This window comes from Flavobacterium sharifuzzamanii (genome assembly GCF_003254585.1).
GTDB lineage: Bacteria > Bacteroidota > Bacteroidia > Flavobacteriales > Flavobacteriaceae > Flavobacterium > Flavobacterium sharifuzzamanii.
In genome coordinates this window covers 65,104-83,542 of sequence record NZ_QJGZ01000037.1, presented here as the reverse complement: position 1 = coordinate 83,542, position 18,439 = coordinate 65,104, and the positions used below count along the sequence as shown (strand labels likewise).

Annotated in this window: 14 protein-coding genes; 10 read left to right on the top strand and 4 right to left on the bottom strand. The window is 34.2% G+C overall.

Annotated elements, in window-relative coordinates; genetic code table 11:
• Window position 1: 1 nt before the first annotated feature.
• The gene (gene rpsG, locus DMA14_RS08895; RefSeq protein ID WP_026727879.1) at window positions 2-478 is read right to left on the bottom strand and encodes a 30S ribosomal protein S7; all 477 of its coding nucleotides are present in this window, start codon (window positions 476-478) and stop codon (window positions 2-4) included.
• Between the two features lie 24 nt (window positions 479-502).
• Complete coding sequence (gene rpsL, locus DMA14_RS08890) at window positions 503-886, bottom strand: 30S ribosomal protein S12 (protein WP_007136570.1); 384 nt, start codon at window positions 884-886, stop codon at window positions 503-505.
• Between the two features lie 248 nt (window positions 887-1,134).
• Between rpsL and DMA14_RS08885 the strand changes: the two genes are divergently transcribed.
• The 9 genes from DMA14_RS08885 to DMA14_RS08845 all read left to right on the top strand — a co-directional run bounded on the left by DMA14_RS08885 (window position 1,135) and on the right by DMA14_RS08845 (window position 15,642).
• Entirely contained in the window at window positions 1,135-2,766 is a 1,632-nt protein-coding gene (locus DMA14_RS08885; RefSeq protein WP_238989937.1) for a BamA/TamA family outer membrane protein, read from the top strand.
• Window positions 2,767-2,853: 87 nt separating this feature from the next.
• Window positions 2,854-6,132, top strand: a complete 3,279-nt coding sequence (locus DMA14_RS08880; RefSeq protein ID WP_111424375.1) for a SusC/RagA family TonB-linked outer membrane protein — start codon at window positions 2,854-2,856, stop codon at window positions 6,130-6,132.
• A gap of 11 nt (window positions 6,133-6,143) precedes the next feature.
• A complete protein-coding gene (locus DMA14_RS08875) occupies window positions 6,144-7,604 on the top strand; it encodes a SusD/RagB family nutrient-binding outer membrane lipoprotein (RefSeq protein WP_111424374.1) in 1,461 nt (486 codons plus the stop codon).
• Between the two features lie 552 nt (window positions 7,605-8,156).
• On the top strand, window positions 8,157-11,348 hold the full coding sequence (locus tag DMA14_RS08870) for a SusC/RagA family TonB-linked outer membrane protein (RefSeq protein WP_111424373.1): 3,192 nt from the start codon (window positions 8,157-8,159) through the stop codon (window positions 11,346-11,348).
• A 16-nt stretch (window positions 11,349-11,364) separates the two neighbouring features.
• Window positions 11,365-12,801 (top strand): SusD/RagB family nutrient-binding outer membrane lipoprotein, encoded by a 1,437-nt coding sequence (locus DMA14_RS08865; RefSeq protein ID WP_111424372.1) that lies wholly within the window; start codon window positions 11,365-11,367, stop codon window positions 12,799-12,801.
• Between the two features lie 13 nt (window positions 12,802-12,814).
• Window positions 12,815-13,450 (top strand): DUF5011 domain-containing protein, encoded by a 636-nt coding sequence (locus tag DMA14_RS08860; protein WP_111424371.1) that lies wholly within the window; start codon window positions 12,815-12,817, stop codon window positions 13,448-13,450.
• Between the two features lie 15 nt (window positions 13,451-13,465).
• Window positions 13,466-13,963 (top strand): lipid-binding protein, encoded by a 498-nt coding sequence (locus DMA14_RS08855; protein ID WP_111424370.1) that lies wholly within the window; start codon window positions 13,466-13,468, stop codon window positions 13,961-13,963.
• 89 nt (window positions 13,964-14,052) lie between these two features.
• Complete coding sequence (gene rlmB / locus DMA14_RS08850; RefSeq protein WP_111424369.1) at window positions 14,053-14,787, top strand: 23S rRNA (guanosine(2251)-2'-O)-methyltransferase RlmB; 735 nt, start codon at window positions 14,053-14,055, stop codon at window positions 14,785-14,787.
• A 51-nt stretch (window positions 14,788-14,838) separates the two neighbouring features.
• A complete protein-coding gene (locus tag DMA14_RS08845) occupies window positions 14,839-15,642 on the top strand; it encodes a DUF2490 domain-containing protein (protein WP_111424368.1) in 804 nt (267 codons plus the stop codon).
• 1 nt (window position 15,643) lies between these two features.
• On the opposite strand, the gene DMA14_RS08840 is transcribed toward DMA14_RS08845, so the two are convergent.
• Together DMA14_RS08840 and DMA14_RS08835 are read right to left on the bottom strand one after the other, a co-directional pair.
• On the bottom strand, window positions 15,644-16,150 hold the full coding sequence (locus DMA14_RS08840; RefSeq protein WP_238989936.1) for a hypothetical protein: 507 nt from the start codon (window positions 16,148-16,150) through the stop codon (window positions 15,644-15,646).
• Window positions 16,151-16,213: 63 nt separating this feature from the next.
• The gene (locus DMA14_RS08835) at window positions 16,214-16,978 is read right to left on the bottom strand and encodes a rhomboid family intramembrane serine protease (RefSeq protein ID WP_111424367.1); all 765 of its coding nucleotides are present in this window, start codon (window positions 16,976-16,978) and stop codon (window positions 16,214-16,216) included.
• A gap of 173 nt (window positions 16,979-17,151) precedes the next feature.
• Between DMA14_RS08835 and DMA14_RS08830 the strand changes: the two genes are divergently transcribed.
• Window positions 17,152-18,429 carry a replication-associated recombination protein A gene (locus tag DMA14_RS08830; RefSeq protein WP_111424366.1) on the top strand — a complete coding sequence of 426 codons (1,278 nt, stop codon included), beginning with the start codon at window positions 17,152-17,154 and terminating at the stop codon, window positions 18,427-18,429.
• Window positions 18,430-18,439 lie beyond the last annotated feature (10 nt).

The window sequence follows — 18,439 nt, the reverse complement described above, 5'->3', positions numbered from 1 at the left end:
ATTAAAATCTAAAGTGAGAGAATGCTTTATTAGCTTCTGCCATTTTGTGAGTATCCATTCTTTTCTTAACCGCAGCACCTTCTTCTTTAGCCGCAGCTAAACACTCAGAAGCTAAACGTTGTGCCATAGATTTCTCATTTCTTCTTCTAGAATAAAGTATTAACCACTTCATTGCCATAGAAATTTTTCTGTCTGGACGAATCTGCATTGGGATTTGGAATGTAGCTCCACCAACTCTACGGCTACGTACTTCTACGTGAGGCATAACGTTTGTTAAAGCATCTTTCCAGATCTCTAATGAAGTCTTCTCATCATTTTGCTTTTTAGTTTCGATGATATCAATTGCATCATAAAATACTTTAAAAGCTGTAGATTTCTTACCATCCCACATTAAGTTGTTCACAAAACGTGTAACTAATTGGTCATTAAACCTTGGATCCGGTAAAAGTGGTCTTTTCTTTGCCGCTCTTTTTCTCATGTCTTTTTCTTAAAAGTTTTTAAATTACTTTTTTGCTTCTTTTGGGCGTTTAGCACCGTACTTAGATCTTCTTTGCGTTCTTCCTGCAACACCTGACGTATCAAGAGCTCCACGAACGATATGATATCTAACACCTGGTAAATCTTTTACCCTTCCACCTCGCACTAATACTATCGAGTGCTCTTGTAGATTATGTCCTTCTCCAGGGATGTAAGCATTCACCTCATTACCATTTGTCAAACGTACACGCGCAACTTTACGCATTGCAGAGTTTGGTTTTTTTGGTGTAGTAGTGTAAACACGCGTACAAACCCCTCTTCTTTGAGGACAAGAATCTAAAGCAACCGATTTACTCTTCTTAGTGATCTGAGTTCTTCCTGTTCTTACTAATTGTTGAATTGTTGGCATAATTAATACTAAAAATTATTATGTTTATTAAATTCCCGCTTTTTACGGGGTTGCAAATGTATAAAATAATTTTCACTATACAAACGTTAAATCATTAATTTTCAACAACATTATTTATATCTATGATTTCAGCGAGAAACATTAGATATTTGCTTTACATTTAACTAACAAAATAATTGCATTTGAAACAATTACAATACATACTCATTTTACTTTTATCCTCAAATTGTTTCGCACAATCTTTTTATTTGAATATAAATGGAATCAATAAACAGCAAAGCTCAACAATCGATTCTATTCCATATGTAAAAAAACATATAAACGTAAAATCTCTCAATAATGAAATTTCCACTACTTTAAACCATCTCACAAAGCAAGGCTACATAGACTCTGAAATAATTGAAAACAAAAAGATCAATGACAGCTCATATATTGTTTTGATAGACCTAAAAAACAAAATAAAAGAGATCCATATATATATAGGCACAAATAGTCTCTTTTATGATTCAAATAAAATTTCAAAAGACAGCATAATTATCCCTTACACAGAACTTGAAAACTTTTTAAGTCAAGAAATTTCAAATAAGGAAAAAGCTGGCTATGCATTCACCAAAATAAAACTAAAAAATCTTAAGAAAAAGAACACCATAATATATGCAGATCTAAGTCTTGACTCTGAAAAAAAAAGAGCTTTGAATTCAATTGTTTTGAATTACAACAATCCTTATGTGAAAGGCTTTTTCCCTGAAGGAGCGTTAAAGCAATTGAACAAAAAATATATCAATAAAACTTTTAACCAAGAAACCGTTAAAAAAATTTCTGACGACATTAATAGCTTTGAGTTTGTTTCTCAAACCAAATACCCCGAAATCTTATTTACTAAAGACTCGACGAAAGTCTATACATATATAGATAAGAGAAAAGCAAACACTTTTGATGGTTATATTGGCTTTTCAAACGACGACAGTAAAAAAATACGTCTTAATGGCTATTTAGACATTTCCTTAATCAACACACTTCATGCAGGAGAACAATTTTCATTATATTGGAAAAGCGATGGAAACAAACAAACAACATTTAATACAAAACTGGAAATCCCGTACATTTTTAAAAGTCCTCTAGGAATAAAAGCCCAACTAAATATTTTTAAACAGGACAGTACATTTCAAAACACAAAAACAGAAATAAATTTAGGCTATTTTCTAAACTACAATTCTAAAGTATATATAGGATATCAATCAACAGAATCGAGTGACATACAAAACACCAACAGTTCAACAATAAGTGATTTTAAAAACTCCTATTTTACCTCCACCCTAGAATACAAAAAAAACGACAATTCTAACTATTTGTTTCCAAGAAAATCATATGCAAACATATTATTTGGCTATGGAAAAAGAACAACAAATAACACTCCTGAAACAACAGAAACAAATCAATTTTACACCAATATAAATCTATCTTACAATTTCGAATTAAACAAAAAGAACTTCATTTACATCAACCCTCAAATTTTATATTTAAAAAGCGACAATTACATAATAAATGAACTTTTCAGATTTGGAGGATTAAATTCAATTAGAGGCTTCTCCGAAAATAGCTTACAAGGAAACATTGCAAATCTATTCATTACCGAATACAGATATTTACTCAGTTCAAATTTATACATCCACACAATACTTGATTATGGAATTTACCAAGATCAGGTTTCAACCAAAAACAGCAAAAAATTCACGAGTTTAATTAGTGCCGGTGTAGGTTTAGGACTACTAACTAAAAATGGCTTATTAAAGATAATAATAGCCAATGGTAGCACAAATCAAGCCGAAATAAAATTTTATAACAGTATACTCACAATCTGTTACAATGTTAAATTTTAGGTTTTTACAAAAACTCATTAACAAAATATTAGGATTTTTAACAAGTATTTACGAATATTACACTACTAATCCAAAATATTTGACAATATGAAATCAAAACCAAACAGATTCTTAGTGCTTTTATTAGCACTAATGGCGCAACTAACCTTTGCGCAAGAAAGAACTGTTTCAGGTATTGTTACCGATGATGCAAATATGCCTCTACCAGGTGTAAGTGTATTAATAAAAGGAGCAAAAACTGGAACACAAACCGATTTTGATGGAAAATATTCCATCAAAGCATCACCAAATCAAGTTTTAGTTTTTAGCTACATTGGAATGAAATCTCAAGAATTTCCAGCTAGCTCAACAAAAATTAACGCTAAACTATCAAGCGATGCACAACAACTAGAAGGAGTAGTTGTTACCGCTTTAGGATTATCAAGAGAAAAAAAATCTCTTGGTTATGCAACTCAAGAAGTTAAAGGTGAAAACCTTGCTGCAGTTAAAAGTGACAACTTCGTAAATGCCATATCAGGAAAAGTTTCTGGAGTACAGGTAAAACGAACAACAAACTTTGGCGGTTCCACCAATATTGTAATTAGAGGAAATTCTTCCCTAACAGGAAACAATCAAGCTCTATTTGTTATTGATGGGGTTCCAGTAAGCAACAACAATTCAAATACGAGAGATCAGGAACAATCTGGAGCAGGTTATGATTACGGAAGCGCCGCATCAGACATTAACCCTGAAGACATTGAATCTATCAACGTACTTAAAGGCTCTGCCGCAAGTGCATTATATGGATCTAGAGCCGCAAACGGAGTTGTTGTTATTACCACAAAAAAAGGGAACAAAAAAGCAAAAGGCTATTCAATTACTGTTAATTCAGGCGTAACAATTGGTTCTGTCGACAAAAGCACTTTTATTAAATATCAAAAACAATATGGTGCTGGATATGGACCTTACTATGGTCCCGATGAAGATTCATATTTAGACCACATTGATATTAATGGAGATGGTGTTTTAGACAATGTAACTCCACTAACAGAGGACGCTTCTTATGGACAAGCTTTTGATCCAAATTTAATGGTTTATCAATGGGATGCATTTTATCCTGAGTCTCCAAATTACATGAAAGCCACACCTTGGGTAGCAGCAAAAAATGGCCCTATTACTTTTTTCCAAAAGCCAGTAGCTCTTACCAATTCTATTTCAATTGACAAAGGCTTAGAAAATGGTTACTTAAGATTAGGAGCCAACAATCTTGATCAAACTGGCTTAATGCCAAATAGCAGCTTAAAAAGAAACACTTTTACACTGAACGCATCTACTCTGATCAACGACAGATTAACCGTGGCAGGATACGGAAACTTTACAAAAACAAGCACAATTGGTAGAAACAGCACAGGATACAATGACAATATTGCTGGTAATTTTAGACAATGGTGGCAAACCAACGTTGATCTAAAAAGCTTAAGACAAGCTTATGAACTTACAGGACGTAATGTAACATGGAATCCTAATTCATACACAAATCCAACTCCAATATTTTGGGACAACCCTTATTTTCAACGCTATGAAAATTATGAATCAGACAGCAGAAGCAGATTTATTGGAAACGTATCTTTAAACTATAAAATTGCAAGCTGGCTGGACGCCTTTGGCCGAATTTCTGTTGACACGTACGATGAGCTACAAGAAGAAAGAAGAGCCATTGGAAGTGTACCAGTTGATTTTGGAATTGGAACCGGAGGTGGTGATGGTTCTCTTAACAGAAACCCAGCATCATCAGGTTACTCACGAAAAAACATAGGCTTTAGTGAATACAATTATGACTTCATGTTAAACTACAATACAGACATCACAGAAAAACTAAACTTAAAAGGTGTTGTCGGAGTAAACATTCGAAGAAGTTATTATAATTCAATATTTGCCGCAACAAATGGCGGACTTGCTATTCCAAAACTATATTCTTTACAAAATACTGTAAGCCCACTTCTAGCACCTATCGAAAGAGATGAAGCTATAGGTGTAGATGGTATCTATGGAAGCGCATCTTTTGGATACGAAGATTATTTATTCCTTGAAGGAACAATCAGAAGAGACCACTCTTCAACTCTTCCGGAAGCAAACAGTACTTATTACTACCCTTCCGTTTCCTCTAGTTTTGTGTTTTCAAAATTCATCGAGGCAGATTGGCTATCTTTTGGAAAAGTCAGACTTAATTATGCAGAAGTTGGAAACAGCCCTGGCTTTGACAGAGTCTTAGACACCTACGCTGTTAACACTGCATTTGGAGCAGCATCAGCATCAGTAAAAGACACTAAGAACAATCCTAACCTAAAACCAGAACGTACAAAAAGTTACGAAGCAGGTTTAGAGCTTTCCTTCTTTAAAAAGAGATTAGGATTTGATTTCTCTTATTACAAATCAAACTCAATTGACCAGATCATTCCATTAAGACTTACTGCTTCTACTGGATACCTATATGAATTAATTAATGCCGGAGAAATTGAAAACAAGGGGATTGAAATAAGTCTAAATGGTACTCCAATAAAAACAGACACTTTTTCATGGGAAGTAAATTTAAACTTTGCTAGAAATCGAAACAAAGTTCTAAATCTTTTAGACGGCATTGACAACTTACAATTAGGATCTTTTCAAGGCGGTGTGACAATAAATGCTGCCGTTGGACAACCATACGGAGTTATATACGGTACAAAATACACTTATTTAAATGGACAACCAGTTGTTGACCCAAGTAATGGCCAATATATCAAAACTTCAACGTCTGACAATGCAATTGGAAATGCAAATCCTGATTACACGGGAGGTCTAAACAACAAATTCGTTTATAAAAACTTTTCATTTGAATTCTTAATCGATATGCAAAAAGGCGGACAAATATTCTCACTAGACCGTTATTATGGTTTAGCAACTGGTCTTCCTGATGATACAGCTTTTATAAATGAACTAGGAAACCCTATCAGAAACCCATTGACTTCTGGAGCTGACAGTGGAGGTTTTATAAACCCAGGGGTAAATCCTGATGGAAAAGTAAACACTACTAGAATTGAAGCTAGCCGATTTGGAGCTCAAGGTTACAGAAGAGGTTTACCAGACGAAGCATTTGTATATGATGCAAGCTATATCAAACTGAGACAAACAGCAATTACATACGCTTTACCAGAAAAAGTGTTAAAAAACACATTCATCAACGGAATGACTTTTAGTGTTGTTGGAACAAATCTTTGGATTATACACAAAAACTTGCCAGACGCAGATCCAGAATCTGGATTAGGAGCTGGTAACCTACAAGGCTACTCAACAGGATCTTTACCATCAACAAGAGATGTTAGCTTTAACATTAAAATCCAATTTTAAATCAAGAAATCATGAAAAAAATATTTATAATCATACTCACCGCAGTTACGTTCTCGTCCTGCTCTGATGATATAGAAAAATTAAATGTGAATGTTAAAGACCCTTCTAATGTACCAGGTGAAGCCTTATTTACCAGCGCACAAAAAAGTTTGGTCGATCAAATGACAAACACAAATGTCAACAACAACATCATAAGATTAATCAATCAATATTTCACAGAGACTGTTTATACAGACGAAAGTAACTATGACTTAGTTACAAGAACAATCCCAGAACAACACTGGCAGTTTTTGTATAAAGATGTATTAAAAGACTTAGACCAAAGTGCCAAAAATATTACCAACACACCACTTGGCCTAACTGAAAATCCATTAGACAAACAAAACAAACTTGCAATCATAGAAATTTTAAACGTTTATACGTATGCAATATTAGTCGAGACATTTGGAAATATACCTTATTCTCAAGCTATAAATCTTGACTACAAAACACCAAAATACGATGATGGCTTAACAATCTACAAAGATTTAATTACTAGATTAAATAATGCAATAGCTAAACTAAACACTGGTGGTAAAAGTTTTGGCGACAATGACAGAATATACGGAGGAGATGTACAGAAATGGATTAAATTTGCAAATACCCTAAAATTAAGAATGGGCATAACCATTTCTGATATTCCAGCAGAAAGTGCATTGGCTAAAGCAACGGTATCAAGCGCTGCCCCATTTGTTTTCACGTCAAATCTTGACAATGCAGATCTAAAGTATCTTACAGCGACACCAAACACTAATCCATTGTATGTCGATCTTGTTGCGAGTGGACGTTCAGATTTTGTTCCAACAAGCACTATAATAGATATGATGAATAATTTGAGCGACCCAAGACGCGCGAAATACTTTGACAACAATATGGACGACCCATCTACCCCAGAAATTGAATACATAGGCGGGGAAAATGGTTCAAGTAATTCATTTGCACAAAAAACGCATATTACTCCAACAATCCAGGCTCCAGACTTTCCAGGAACAATTCTAGACTATGCTGAAGCTGAATTCCTTTTAGCAGAAGCAGCCGAAAGATCTTTATACGGAACACCTAGCGATGCTGAAACACACTATAATGCAGCAATAACCGCTTCTATTTTAGATTGGGGAGGAACACAATCTGACGCTACAACCTACTTAGCAAATCCTGATGTCGCCTATGCAACCGCAGCAGGAACATGGAAAGAAAAAATAGGAACTCAAAGCTGGATAGCTTTTTACAACAATTCGTTTGAAGGCTGGTCTTTCTACAGAAGATTAGATTTTCCAGTTTTAGTGGCGCCGCCTGATGCTGTGTCAGGTTTCCCAATGCGTTATACTTATCCAATTATCGAGCAGTCACTAAACAAAGCAAGCTATACAGACGCAAGTGCTGCAATTGGTGGTGATGCTGTAGAAACTAAGTTATTTTGGGATAAATTCTAAATTAAAAAACTAAAAGTAAAGAAAAGCGATTGCAAATAATGCGATCGCTTTTTTTATAAAGTCCATTAACTTTAAATTTACATTTAACTTACTTTAACAAGAACCCTAAAACAAAAAAACGTTAAAAACTATTAAAAAGAAAATCACAGTTATACTCTTATTTAATATCCTTAAAACTTTGTATAATTTTCAAAACAACATTACAGCATACAAACACTCTACACACCTCTTAATACTGTCTATTAAAAGATTCAGGGTCTTTTTAACAAAATTCAGAAGTAAACCTGTCTGTTTTTCGAGGCCAAAAGTTATAAAAAAAACATTTAAACAGCCTTCATCTATAAATTTAACATTTAAGGGTTTGACAAAATTTTTAATTATTATCAAATTTAACACTAAAAATTACGGATTTGTAATTTTAAGTTGATTTTAATCGATAAAACAGCAAAATCCCATCCTAAAATCATTATTTAACTAAAAAAAAAGCTTTTTAAATTAGGTAGATTAACAAATTATTAAGATTTTTGTCGGACTAATTCAAAATATTTAAAAATGAAACTAAAGTTCAATGGATTCTTAGTGCTTTTATTAGTACTAGTTGCGCAACTTTCTTTTGCGCAAGAAAGAGCTGTTTCGGGAACAGTTTCTGACAATGCAGGAATGCCTTTACCAGGTGTTAGTGTATTAGTTAAAGGAACTAAAACGGGAACACAAACTGACTTTGATGGTAAATTTTCGATCAAAGTATCACCAAGCCAAATTTTGGTATTTAGCTACATCGGAATGAAAACTCAAGAGGTAGCAGCAAGTTCTTCAACTGTAAATGTAAAATTAGCGGATGCAGGAGCACAAGAACTTGAAGGAGTAGTTGTAACTGCTTTTGGTATTAAAAGAGAGAAAAAATCTCTTGGTTACGCGACTACAACTTTAAAATCAGATGCGCTTACTCAAGTAGTAAACACTAACCCATTTGAAACTCTATCTGGTAAAATTGCCGGAGTTGATATCACTGCTCCATCACAACCAGGAGCGGCTACAAAAGTTATCATCCGTGGTTTGAACTCTATTACTGGTAACGTTGGACCTTTATACGTAGTTGATGGATCTCCAATCAACAACACATCTACAGGTACTAGTAACAATGGTGTTGCATCTAGCAGTAGATCATATGATGCTGGTAACGGTGTAAGTGATTTAGATCCAAATAACATTGAAAGCATGACTGTACTTAAAGGAGCTGCTGCTTCTGCATTATACGGTTCAAGAGCTGGAGGTGGTGTTATCATCATTACTACTAAAAAAGGAAAAGCAAACTCTGGAATAAAAGTAGACTTATTGGCTTCAACTGAATTAAGTGAAGTTGCAAGAGTTCCTCACCAACAAACTGAATTTGGACAAGGATGGAACGGACATGGTTACACAGGAAACGGACCTAGTAACGAAAACGGTTCTTGGGGACCAAAATTCAATGGTGAAGTTAGACCTTGGGGAACTGTTTATGAAAACAGCCAACAAATTAAACCTTACGTTGGATTAAAAGATAATGTTAGAGATTTCTACAACACTGGTGTTTTATCTACACAATCTGTAAACCTTAGTGGTGGTGGAGATACTTCAGATTTCTCTTTAATCTTTTCTAATGTAAACAGTGACGGGGTTGTACCTACAGATGCTGATTTATACAAAAAACAATCTATTGGATTCAATGGAGGATTAAAAGGTAAGAGACTTACTTTAAGAACATCTTTAAACTATATCTACAAAGATCAAAGTGTTGTAAACACTGGTCAAGGTGATGACGCTGGAGAAGGTTCTACATTACAGCAAGATTTATTACAAATCCCTACTGACATTAGTATCGTAGATTTGAGAGATTACAAAAATAATCCTTTCAACTCTCCTTCTTACTATTTCACTCCTTACGCTTCAAATCCATATTTTACTATTAACGAAAATAGTACTAAAATATACGGAAACAATATTTTTGGAAATGCTAACTTAAGCTACAAAATTACTGACAAATTAACTGCTTCATGGCAAGTTGGTGGTAACTTTAGAACTGAAAGATTAAAAAGCCACGGAGCTATTGTAGACTATTTACCAGGAAGCCCTCAAGATATTGCAGGAAGTTTAACTGTGGGAGGTGTTACAGAATCAAGATCTGAATACTCAGAATTCGATACATTCTTCAACTTAAATTACAACACAAACTTAGGAGAAGACTGGACATTAAACCTTTTAGGTGGTTTCAACTACAACAGAAGAGAAAGCGACAGATTGATTGCTTCTATCACTAACTTAGGAATTCCAGGTTACTACGAACTATCTAACTCTGCTGTAAGACCAGTTCTTACACAATCTAATACTTTAAGAAAAACTGGAGCTGTTTACGCATCTGCTGAATTTGCTTTCAAAAACAGATATTTTGCTACAATTACAGGTAGAGAAGATGTTACATCTACATTGCCAATCGGTAACAATGCTTATTTCTACCCAGCATTATCTTTAGGTGCTATTGCAATTGACAACGGAAACACTTTCTTGAAATTAAGAGCTGCTGCTTCTAAAATTGCAAATGATACAAATCCATATGTGACTGAAAACTCATACATTACAGGATCAGCAGCTGCTAACTTCGGAATTCTTGCATCTCCAATTGGTGGGGTAAGTTTCTACGAAGCTTCTGGAAGATTAGGAAATTCAAGTTTGAAACCAGAAAGTACTGTTGAATATGAAGTTGGTGCTGAAGGATCATTCTTCAAAAACAGAATTAGTTATGATATCGCTTTATATCACAAAACTACATCTGACTTAATCGTTAACTTACCATTAGATCCATCTACTGGTTTTACACAAAAAGCAATCAACGCTGGTGATATCGTAAACAAAGGTATCGAGCTTTCTATTACTGCTAGCCCAATTAAAAACCAAGACTTTACTTGGAGCTTAACTTACACATTCACTAAAAACCTTAATGAAGTTACTAAGTTAGCTGATGGTTTTGACAGAATTGACTTAGCACCTGCATACGGTGTAACTTACTCAGCAGAAAAAGGACAACCAATCGGTTCATTCTACTCTTTAGTTACAAAAACATCTCCAACTGGTCAGCCAATTGTAAGTGCTACTACAGGAATCGATGTAAACACAACTCAAGTTCAAAGAATTGGAAACTCACAACGTGATTTCGTGATGGGTTTACAAAACACATTTAAATACAAAAACTTCAACTTAGGAATGTCTTTAGACTGGAAACAAGGTGGAGAAATGTATTCTTATACAAAAAGATTGTCTCACTTCGTAGGAAATGGTATTGAAACTACTTACAACGACAGAGCTCCTTTCATTGTACCAAATTCTGTAAATGAAATTGTTGCTCCTGATGGATCTGTATCATACGTAGAAAACACTACACCAGTTTCATTCGAAAACGTTGCTAACTACTACAACACTCAAAGTAACTTAGCGATTGAAAACACTCACATTGTTGACAAAACTTTTGTTAGATTAAGAGAGATAAATTTAAACTATGATTTCCCTTCTTCACTAAGTAAAAACATGGGTCTAAACAAAATTACAGTTGGTATCTACGGAAGAAACTTATTTATGTGGACTCCTGGAGACAACCCTTACGTAGATCCAGAGGTAAGTACTTACGGTACAGGTGTACTTTCAGACTTAGGAGAGTTTGGAGCTAACCCATCTCAAAGATCAGTAGGTGGAGTTTTAAAATTATCATTCTAAAAATAAATATAGAAAAATGAAAAAGATAGCAACATTAATAACAGCTCTTTTCTTATTAGTGTCATGTGATGAAACATTTGACATTAACAGAGACCCGGATGCATTGCCTCCTGGACAAGCAAATAGCACAATATTTCCTGCTGGTATTGCAGGACTTGCAGGTGCACAAGGATCATATTACGCTATAATAGGTGGTTTTTGGTCTCAATTTTGGACACAAAACCCAACTTCTAACCAATATAGAGATATTGACAGCTACAGTATCGGAGCAAACAACTATGGAGCAGCTTATACTGCTATGTATGATGCTTTAAACGATATCAGAACTGTAAAAGCTCAATCTTTAAAAGAAGGAAACTGGAACTATTACTTAATGGCAACAATTCTTGAAGTTGAAGGTTCACAAGTTTTAACAGATTTGTATGATAACATTCCTTATGCTGAAGCTAACAATGTTAACATTTTACAGCCTAAATTTAATACAGGTAAAGAAACTTATGATTTAATGATTGCTGATTTGAAATTAGCTTTATCAAAAGATTTAAGTGCTTCTGTAGGAGACAAACCAGGTAAAGATGATTTCATCTTCAAAGGAGATATGGAAAAATGGACAAAATTTGGAAATACTCTATTGTTAAAATTACACATGAGATTAACTGCAGTTAATCCAACTCTTGCTCAGTCTGGAATCACTACTTTAATTAATTCTGGAGCACAATTCTTAGATGTAGATGCTGCTATGACTCAATTCGAAGATGCTGCTGATAGAAGTAACCCACTTTATGAGTCTGACAGAAGACAGTTAAACACTACTTTGAACCTAAGAGCTAGTAAAACTATGTTTTCTTACCTATCTCTTAATAGTGACCCACGTTTAGCTAAATATTATGCACAACCTGGTAATCCTAATAATCAAGGTGACTGGAACAACACTTCAGTTCCAAACTTATCTTTAGTTCAATTAAGCCCATTAACACCTGTTTTCTTTATCAGCAAAGAAGAAAGCTACTTCCTTCAAGCTGAAGCTCTTACAAGATACTACGGTGGTACTGGTGCAAAAGCTAAATATGACGCTGGTGTAACTGCTGCTTTGGTAAGATGGGGACAAACTGCAACGGATGCTGCAGGTTTCGTAAATGGAGCGTATGCATTCCCTGCAACAGGAACTGATGCTCAAATTGAAGCTATCATTACTCAAAAATGGATCGCAAGTTTCCCTGGAAATGGTTACGAATCATTCTTAGAGCAAAACAGAACAGGATTCCCAAAAGAATCTGCTGTTAAACAATCAAGCGAATTATATATTCCTGGACAATTGGCAATTGCAGTTGAAACTAAAACTGGTAACGTATTCCCAAGAAGAATTGTATTACCAAACGTTGTAACAACAAGAAATCCAAATGCACCGGCAGCGAAACTAATCACTGACAAAGTTTGGTGGGATGTTAACTAATAAAAATTAGATCATGAAAAAAATATTTATACAACTAATGGTAATCCTAACTTCAGGATTATTATTTACTGCTTGTGATGGTGATTCAACTGCGAATGTTTCAAAAGTTACTTACTATCCGAACTTAACTATGCATGGAGATGCACTTGTTGTACTAACACAGGGAGATACTTACACTGAAAAAGGTGTTGATGCTGAAGCAAACGGACAGCCTTTACAAGTAACGACTAGCGGTTCAGTAGACACGAGTAAACCAACTGTATACAAAATTAACTATTCAGCTTTAAACAGTGACGGATTTCCAGCTACTGTAACACGTACAGTTGTTGTATTAAGCAACAAACCTAGTACGATTAATTTAGAAGGTACATTTGTTAGAGGTGCGAATGTTAATAACGTTAAAAAGTTAGCTGACAGAAAGTACATTTGTGATAATGCTACAGGTTATAACGTTCCTAATGACTACATTACATTGGAATTCTATAACATCGATGACAAACAGATTTACGCACCTTATGCTGAAAATACTTCTAAATCAGGAATTTCTGCAGAAAGTAATATTGGAACCATAACAGACAAAAACAACTGGAAATGGGTTATTTATGCTTCAGCAGTATTTGGTACAGCTGAAAGAATATTTACACGATAATTTAAAAATATTAAAATGAAAAAATTAAAACTAAATATAACACGTGTACTTGTAGCGATCCTTGTACTTACGTCATTCGTAGCTTGTGACGAAGTGGGAGACACAAATCCAGGAGGAACATCAGCAGAATTTCTAGCAGGTGACTGGTATGTTTCAACTACTAATCCAGCTGGAGCAGTAATTATTGATCATGCTTTGTTCTCTACTTACAACACAGCTGCCAATGATAACACATTATGGTTAGATGACCATAACACTGCTGGTCTTAAGAGATTCAAAGTTAAAGTTACTTTTAATAGTGATAATACTTTCTCAGCAACTGCTGCAGCTAACTCATACAATGCTAAAACTGTAACTATTACAGCTGGTAAAGTAGAAAAAGATGCTGCTAAATCTCAAGGTGGTCACACAGTTGATAAAATCAGTTTTAAAGCTGAGTTCAGCAACGAGCCAGGAGTTATTTACTCTTATGAAGGTCACAGAAGAACAGGTTTCTTAGAAGATGAATACTAAGATTTTTTAATCTAGGTACTTTAATATTAAACCATCCCATTAATTTGGGGTGGTTTTTTTTTATATAACATAATACCTATATTTGTCCAATGGAAAAAGAACATCAAATATTTGGCATTAGAGCCATAATAGAAGCAATTCAGGCAGGGAAAGAAGTAGACAAAGTTTTCATTCAGAAAGAGATTTCTAGTGAGCTTATGAAAGATTTAATGAAGGTGATGAAACGTGCAAACATTAACTTCTCTTATGTGCCTGTAGAAAAACTAAACCGTCTAACTCCAAACAATCATCAAGGTGCTGTAGCTACCATCTCCCCTATTGGTTTTATCGATCTAGAACATCTGGTTGAATCTACAATTGAGTCTGGTGCAAAACCGCTTTTTCTTATCTTAGATCAAATATCTGACGCTAGAAATTTTGGTGCTATTATTAGAACAGCAGAATGTACTGGCGTGAACGGAATCATTATACAAAAGGCAGGTTCTGCCCCAGTTAATGGAGACACTGTTAAAACATCTGCAGGAGCCGTATTTAATGTGCCTATCTGCAAAGTTGAACACATAAAAGATGCGATCTTTTATCTGCAAGGCTCTGGAATCAAAACAGTAGCGGCAACTGAAAAAACAGATCAAAACATATATGATATATCATTGGCAGAACCATTAGCAATTATTATGGGATCTGAAGATCGAGGAATTAACCCTTCAGTTTTAAAAATAGTAGATGAAAAAGCAAAACTACCTATGTTTGGATCGATTGGATCTTTAAATGTATCTGTGGCCTGTGGTGCTTTTCTATACGAAACCGTTCGACAAAGAACTTAAAATACATTGAAAGATTAAGATGCGAATGAAATAATTAAATACCTTTAATTAATGCTTTCAAAATCTAATTCAAAATCAAAAATTATAATATTCCGATGTCTGTTTGTAATTTTATTAATTACAAACAGCTACGGACAAAATACTACATATAATCAGTTTTGGAATGAAATTCAGTTTAACCAAACTATTAGCAAAAAATGGGCTACTGAAATAGATTTCGCCACAGCTTACAGCAGCACTGAATCCTCACCAAACTTATTCGAAAACACTATACAAAGATCCATTAGAGGCTGGGGACACTATTACTTTTCTCCAAGATGGAAATTCTCGGCTTTTATAGCGTATTTCAACAATAGGGATGTTCCCGAAATAGGTCAATTTGAGTCTCCCGAAACACGATTTGCTCTCCAAGGAATTTACTATTTTCATAAAACTGGATATACTTTAAGTACAAGAATGCGTACTGAATTCCGTCATATGAAAAACAAAGATGATGATTATGAAAATGTTTTTAGATATCGTCAGCAAATTAAATATATACAGCCAATCAATAGTAAGATATTAAGAAGTGGTGTTGTATATGCAATTGCTTCAGATGAAGTTTATTTTAAATCTGGAGCAAATGTTACAGGCGAAAGTTTCTTTGACAGGAATCGATTCAATATTGGAGCCGGCTATTTGTTTTCGGATGATTTTCAGGTAGAATTAACCTATTGCAATGAATATCTCCCACGAAATAGTGGAAACCAGACAACTAATGCAGCTTCACTTACTATAACTTTCAATAATCTTTTAAGAAATCTTCAAAAGAAAATCGAAGCAAAAAAACATCCTGAAGTTAAAGATGAGGAATAACTTAATTTTCTTCTTTCTTTATAAAACATTTAAGCTGTTCGACAATAGCATTTTTGTGAAGTTTAAAATTATAGCTTCTAATGAATTCGGTCCCCTGCATATTGATTTCTGCACTAACAGCTTCATAATTAGAAAAAGCATCGAGATCTTTATCATCAATCAAATAAAGAACTTGCATTATAGAATCATTACGTCGATATTGTGTATCGTAATGAACCAACTTATATGTTTTGCTATCAGCAAGATGAATTATTAAATCATCTTTTATTTTTTTTCCAACTTTCTTTTCAGGAAATGGCATAGGTTGCAATGCAACAAAATAATGCTCTTTGTCGGTAACAATATTAATTTTTAACGATTTTGATTTCGTAGTATAAAATACGGCAGGTTCAAAAAAATAAACCATACTCCCATCTGCCTGTACCCTATTTTTTATTTCGCACTGAGCAATACCTTTTACATTAAAAACAAAACATAAGAACAAAACTAAAAACTTCATTTTCTTCATAATGCACAAAAATTAACTTGTTATCTAACAAATTTAATCTTTTTATCTGAAAGAAATTATTAATCAGTTTTCTTCCTCTTCTTGTTCTTCTTTTTTGGTAATAATGTAATTCACTGGATGGCTAGACAAAAAATATCCCAAATTATCATCTTCTTCTTCATTAGGAAAAACAACAAAATTTCCATTTTCATCAAAATGCTTCATAAACGGATCACTGTTTGGATCAAAATCTGGACGCTGCCAATCGTAAACAATTGGTTTGGCATATTCGGGTGCTTTGTAAAACAATGAAAGCACAAAACCCGTAATAAGTCCAGCTAAATGCCCTTCCCAAGAAATAGACTGATCAACATCTGGAAAAACGTACCAAATCATTCCGCCGTACAGTAGAATGACAGTTAAAGACAAAGCTACTAGTCTATAATATTTAGTTTGAATGCCTTTAAAGAAAATAAAGCTTACTAGGACATAAATTAATCCGCTGGCACCAATATGAAAGTTTTCTCTTCCTACAACCCAAGTAATCAACCCTGAAAATAGAATACCATAACTAATAACTCCAAAAGTTTGTTTTGGGTAAAAAAATTGCATCGCTGCCAGCAATATTAAAAGCGGAATACTATTATTGTATAAATGGTCTAAATTTTCATGAATAAAAGGACTGAACAAAACACCTCGAAGTCCTAAAAAATCTCGAGGATAAATTCCGTATCGATAAAAATCAAAATCAAAACGTATTTGAAGCCAATATACAACCCATAAAAAAAGGACAAAAAATAATGGAAGTCCAATAACCGAATTTGAAAACTTAAAATTAGTGTCGCTCATATTTTTAGAAAATAACACCTAATAGAACTCAAAAAACTATCCAAAAATAATTTACTGATATTTTGTCATATCAAGATAAAAAAATGTCTCAAATCAGAACAATCCTTCTTTCTACGAACTGTTTTAACTTTTGAATGAATGAAATTTAAATCTTAAAATAGTAATTTTGTAATATGGAAGCACCTTTAGCAGAGCGTATTCGTCCGCAGAAATTAGAAGATTATATAAGCCAGCAACATTTGGTTGGACCAACTGGTTCTTTAACACAGCAAATTTCAAAAGGAATAATTCCTTCGTTGATTTTCTGGGGGCCTCCTGGCACAGGAAAAACAACTTTGGCTCAAATCATTGCTCAAGAATCAAAAAGACCTTTTTACATTTTAAGTGCCATAAACTCTGGCGTAAAAGACATTCGCGATGTTATTGATAAGGCAAAACAAAGCGGCGGACTTTTTACTGCTAAAAACCCTATTCTATTTATTGATGAGATTCATCGATTTAGTAAATCACAACAAGATTCACTTTTAGCCGCTGTAGAAAAAGGCTGGATAACTTTGGTTGGTGCTACAACTGAAAACCCAAGTTTCGAAGTAATTCCTGCATTATTGTCACGTTGCCAGGTTTACATACTAAATGCCTTTACAAAAGCCGATTTAGAATCACTTTTAGAGCGTGCAATGAAAACTGACTCCTATTTATTGACAAAAAAGATAAATTTAAAAGAAACAGAAGCGCTATTACGAATTTCAGGTGGTGACGGAAGAAAACTCCTAAATGTATTTGAACTTGTTGTTAATGCTTCTGCAGGAGACGAAATCACAATAACAAATGATCGTGTTTTAGAGCTTGTACAGCAAAACACAGTTCTTTATGATAAAACTGGCGAGCAACATTACGATATTATTTCTGCATTTATAAAATCAATACGTGGAAGCGATCCCAACGGAGCCGTTTACTGGCTAGCAAGAATGATTGAAGGCGGAGAAGATGTAAAATTTATTGCTAGAAGAATGCTGATTCTAGCTAGCGAAGATATTGGAAATGCCAACCCAACAGCACTTATAATGGCCAACAATACTTTTCAAGCCGTTACGACTATTGGATATCCAGAAAGCAGAATCATATTAAGTCAGTGCGCAATTTATTTGGCTACTTCGCCAAAGAGCAATGCATCATATATGGCAATTGGAAATGCACAGCAATTGGTAAAACAAACTGGAGACTTACCTGTCCCTTTACATCTACGAAATGCTCCTACCAAATTAATGAAAGAACTAGGATATGGAGATGAATATAAGTATTCGCATGATTATGCCAATAATTTTGCAGAACAGGAATTCTTGCCAGATGCAATAAAACAAACGGTTCTTTACAATCCTGGAAACAATTCTAGAGAGAACAGTACCCGCGAATTTTTAAAGAACCGTTGGAAAGATAAATACGGTTATTAAACCAAATTTT

What these genes read in the sequence shown, in the direction of transcription:
- rpsG (WP_026727879.1), bottom strand. Translation starts at nt 478, where the DNA reads ATGAGAAAAAGAGCGGCAAAGAAAAGACCACTTTTACCGGATCCAAGG.
- rpsL (WP_007136570.1), bottom strand. Translation starts at nt 886, where the DNA reads ATGCCAACAATTCAACAATTAGTAAGAACAGGAAGAACTCAGATCACT.
- DMA14_RS08880 (WP_111424375.1), top strand. Translation starts at nt 2,854, where the DNA reads ATGAAATCAAAACCAAACAGATTCTTAGTGCTTTTATTAGCACTAATG.
- DMA14_RS08875 (WP_111424374.1), top strand. Translation starts at nt 6,144, where the DNA reads ATGAAAAAAATATTTATAATCATACTCACCGCAGTTACGTTCTCGTCC.
- DMA14_RS08870 (WP_111424373.1), top strand. Translation starts at nt 8,157, where the DNA reads ATGAAACTAAAGTTCAATGGATTCTTAGTGCTTTTATTAGTACTAGTT.
- DMA14_RS08865 (WP_111424372.1), top strand. Translation starts at nt 11,365, where the DNA reads ATGAAAAAGATAGCAACATTAATAACAGCTCTTTTCTTATTAGTGTCA.
- DMA14_RS08860 (WP_111424371.1), top strand. Translation starts at nt 12,815, where the DNA reads ATGAAAAAAATATTTATACAACTAATGGTAATCCTAACTTCAGGATTA.
- DMA14_RS08855 (WP_111424370.1), top strand. Translation starts at nt 13,466, where the DNA reads ATGAAAAAATTAAAACTAAATATAACACGTGTACTTGTAGCGATCCTT.
- rlmB (WP_111424369.1), top strand. Translation starts at nt 14,053, where the DNA reads ATGGAAAAAGAACATCAAATATTTGGCATTAGAGCCATAATAGAAGCA.
- DMA14_RS08845 (WP_111424368.1), top strand. Translation starts at nt 14,839, where the DNA reads ATGCTTTCAAAATCTAATTCAAAATCAAAAATTATAATATTCCGATGT.
- DMA14_RS08840 (WP_238989936.1), bottom strand. Translation starts at nt 16,150, where the DNA reads ATGAAGAAAATGAAGTTTTTAGTTTTGTTCTTATGTTTTGTTTTTAAT.
- DMA14_RS08835 (WP_111424367.1), bottom strand. Translation starts at nt 16,978, where the DNA reads ATGAGCGACACTAATTTTAAGTTTTCAAATTCGGTTATTGGACTTCCA.
- DMA14_RS08830 (WP_111424366.1), top strand. Translation starts at nt 17,152, where the DNA reads ATGGAAGCACCTTTAGCAGAGCGTATTCGTCCGCAGAAATTAGAAGAT.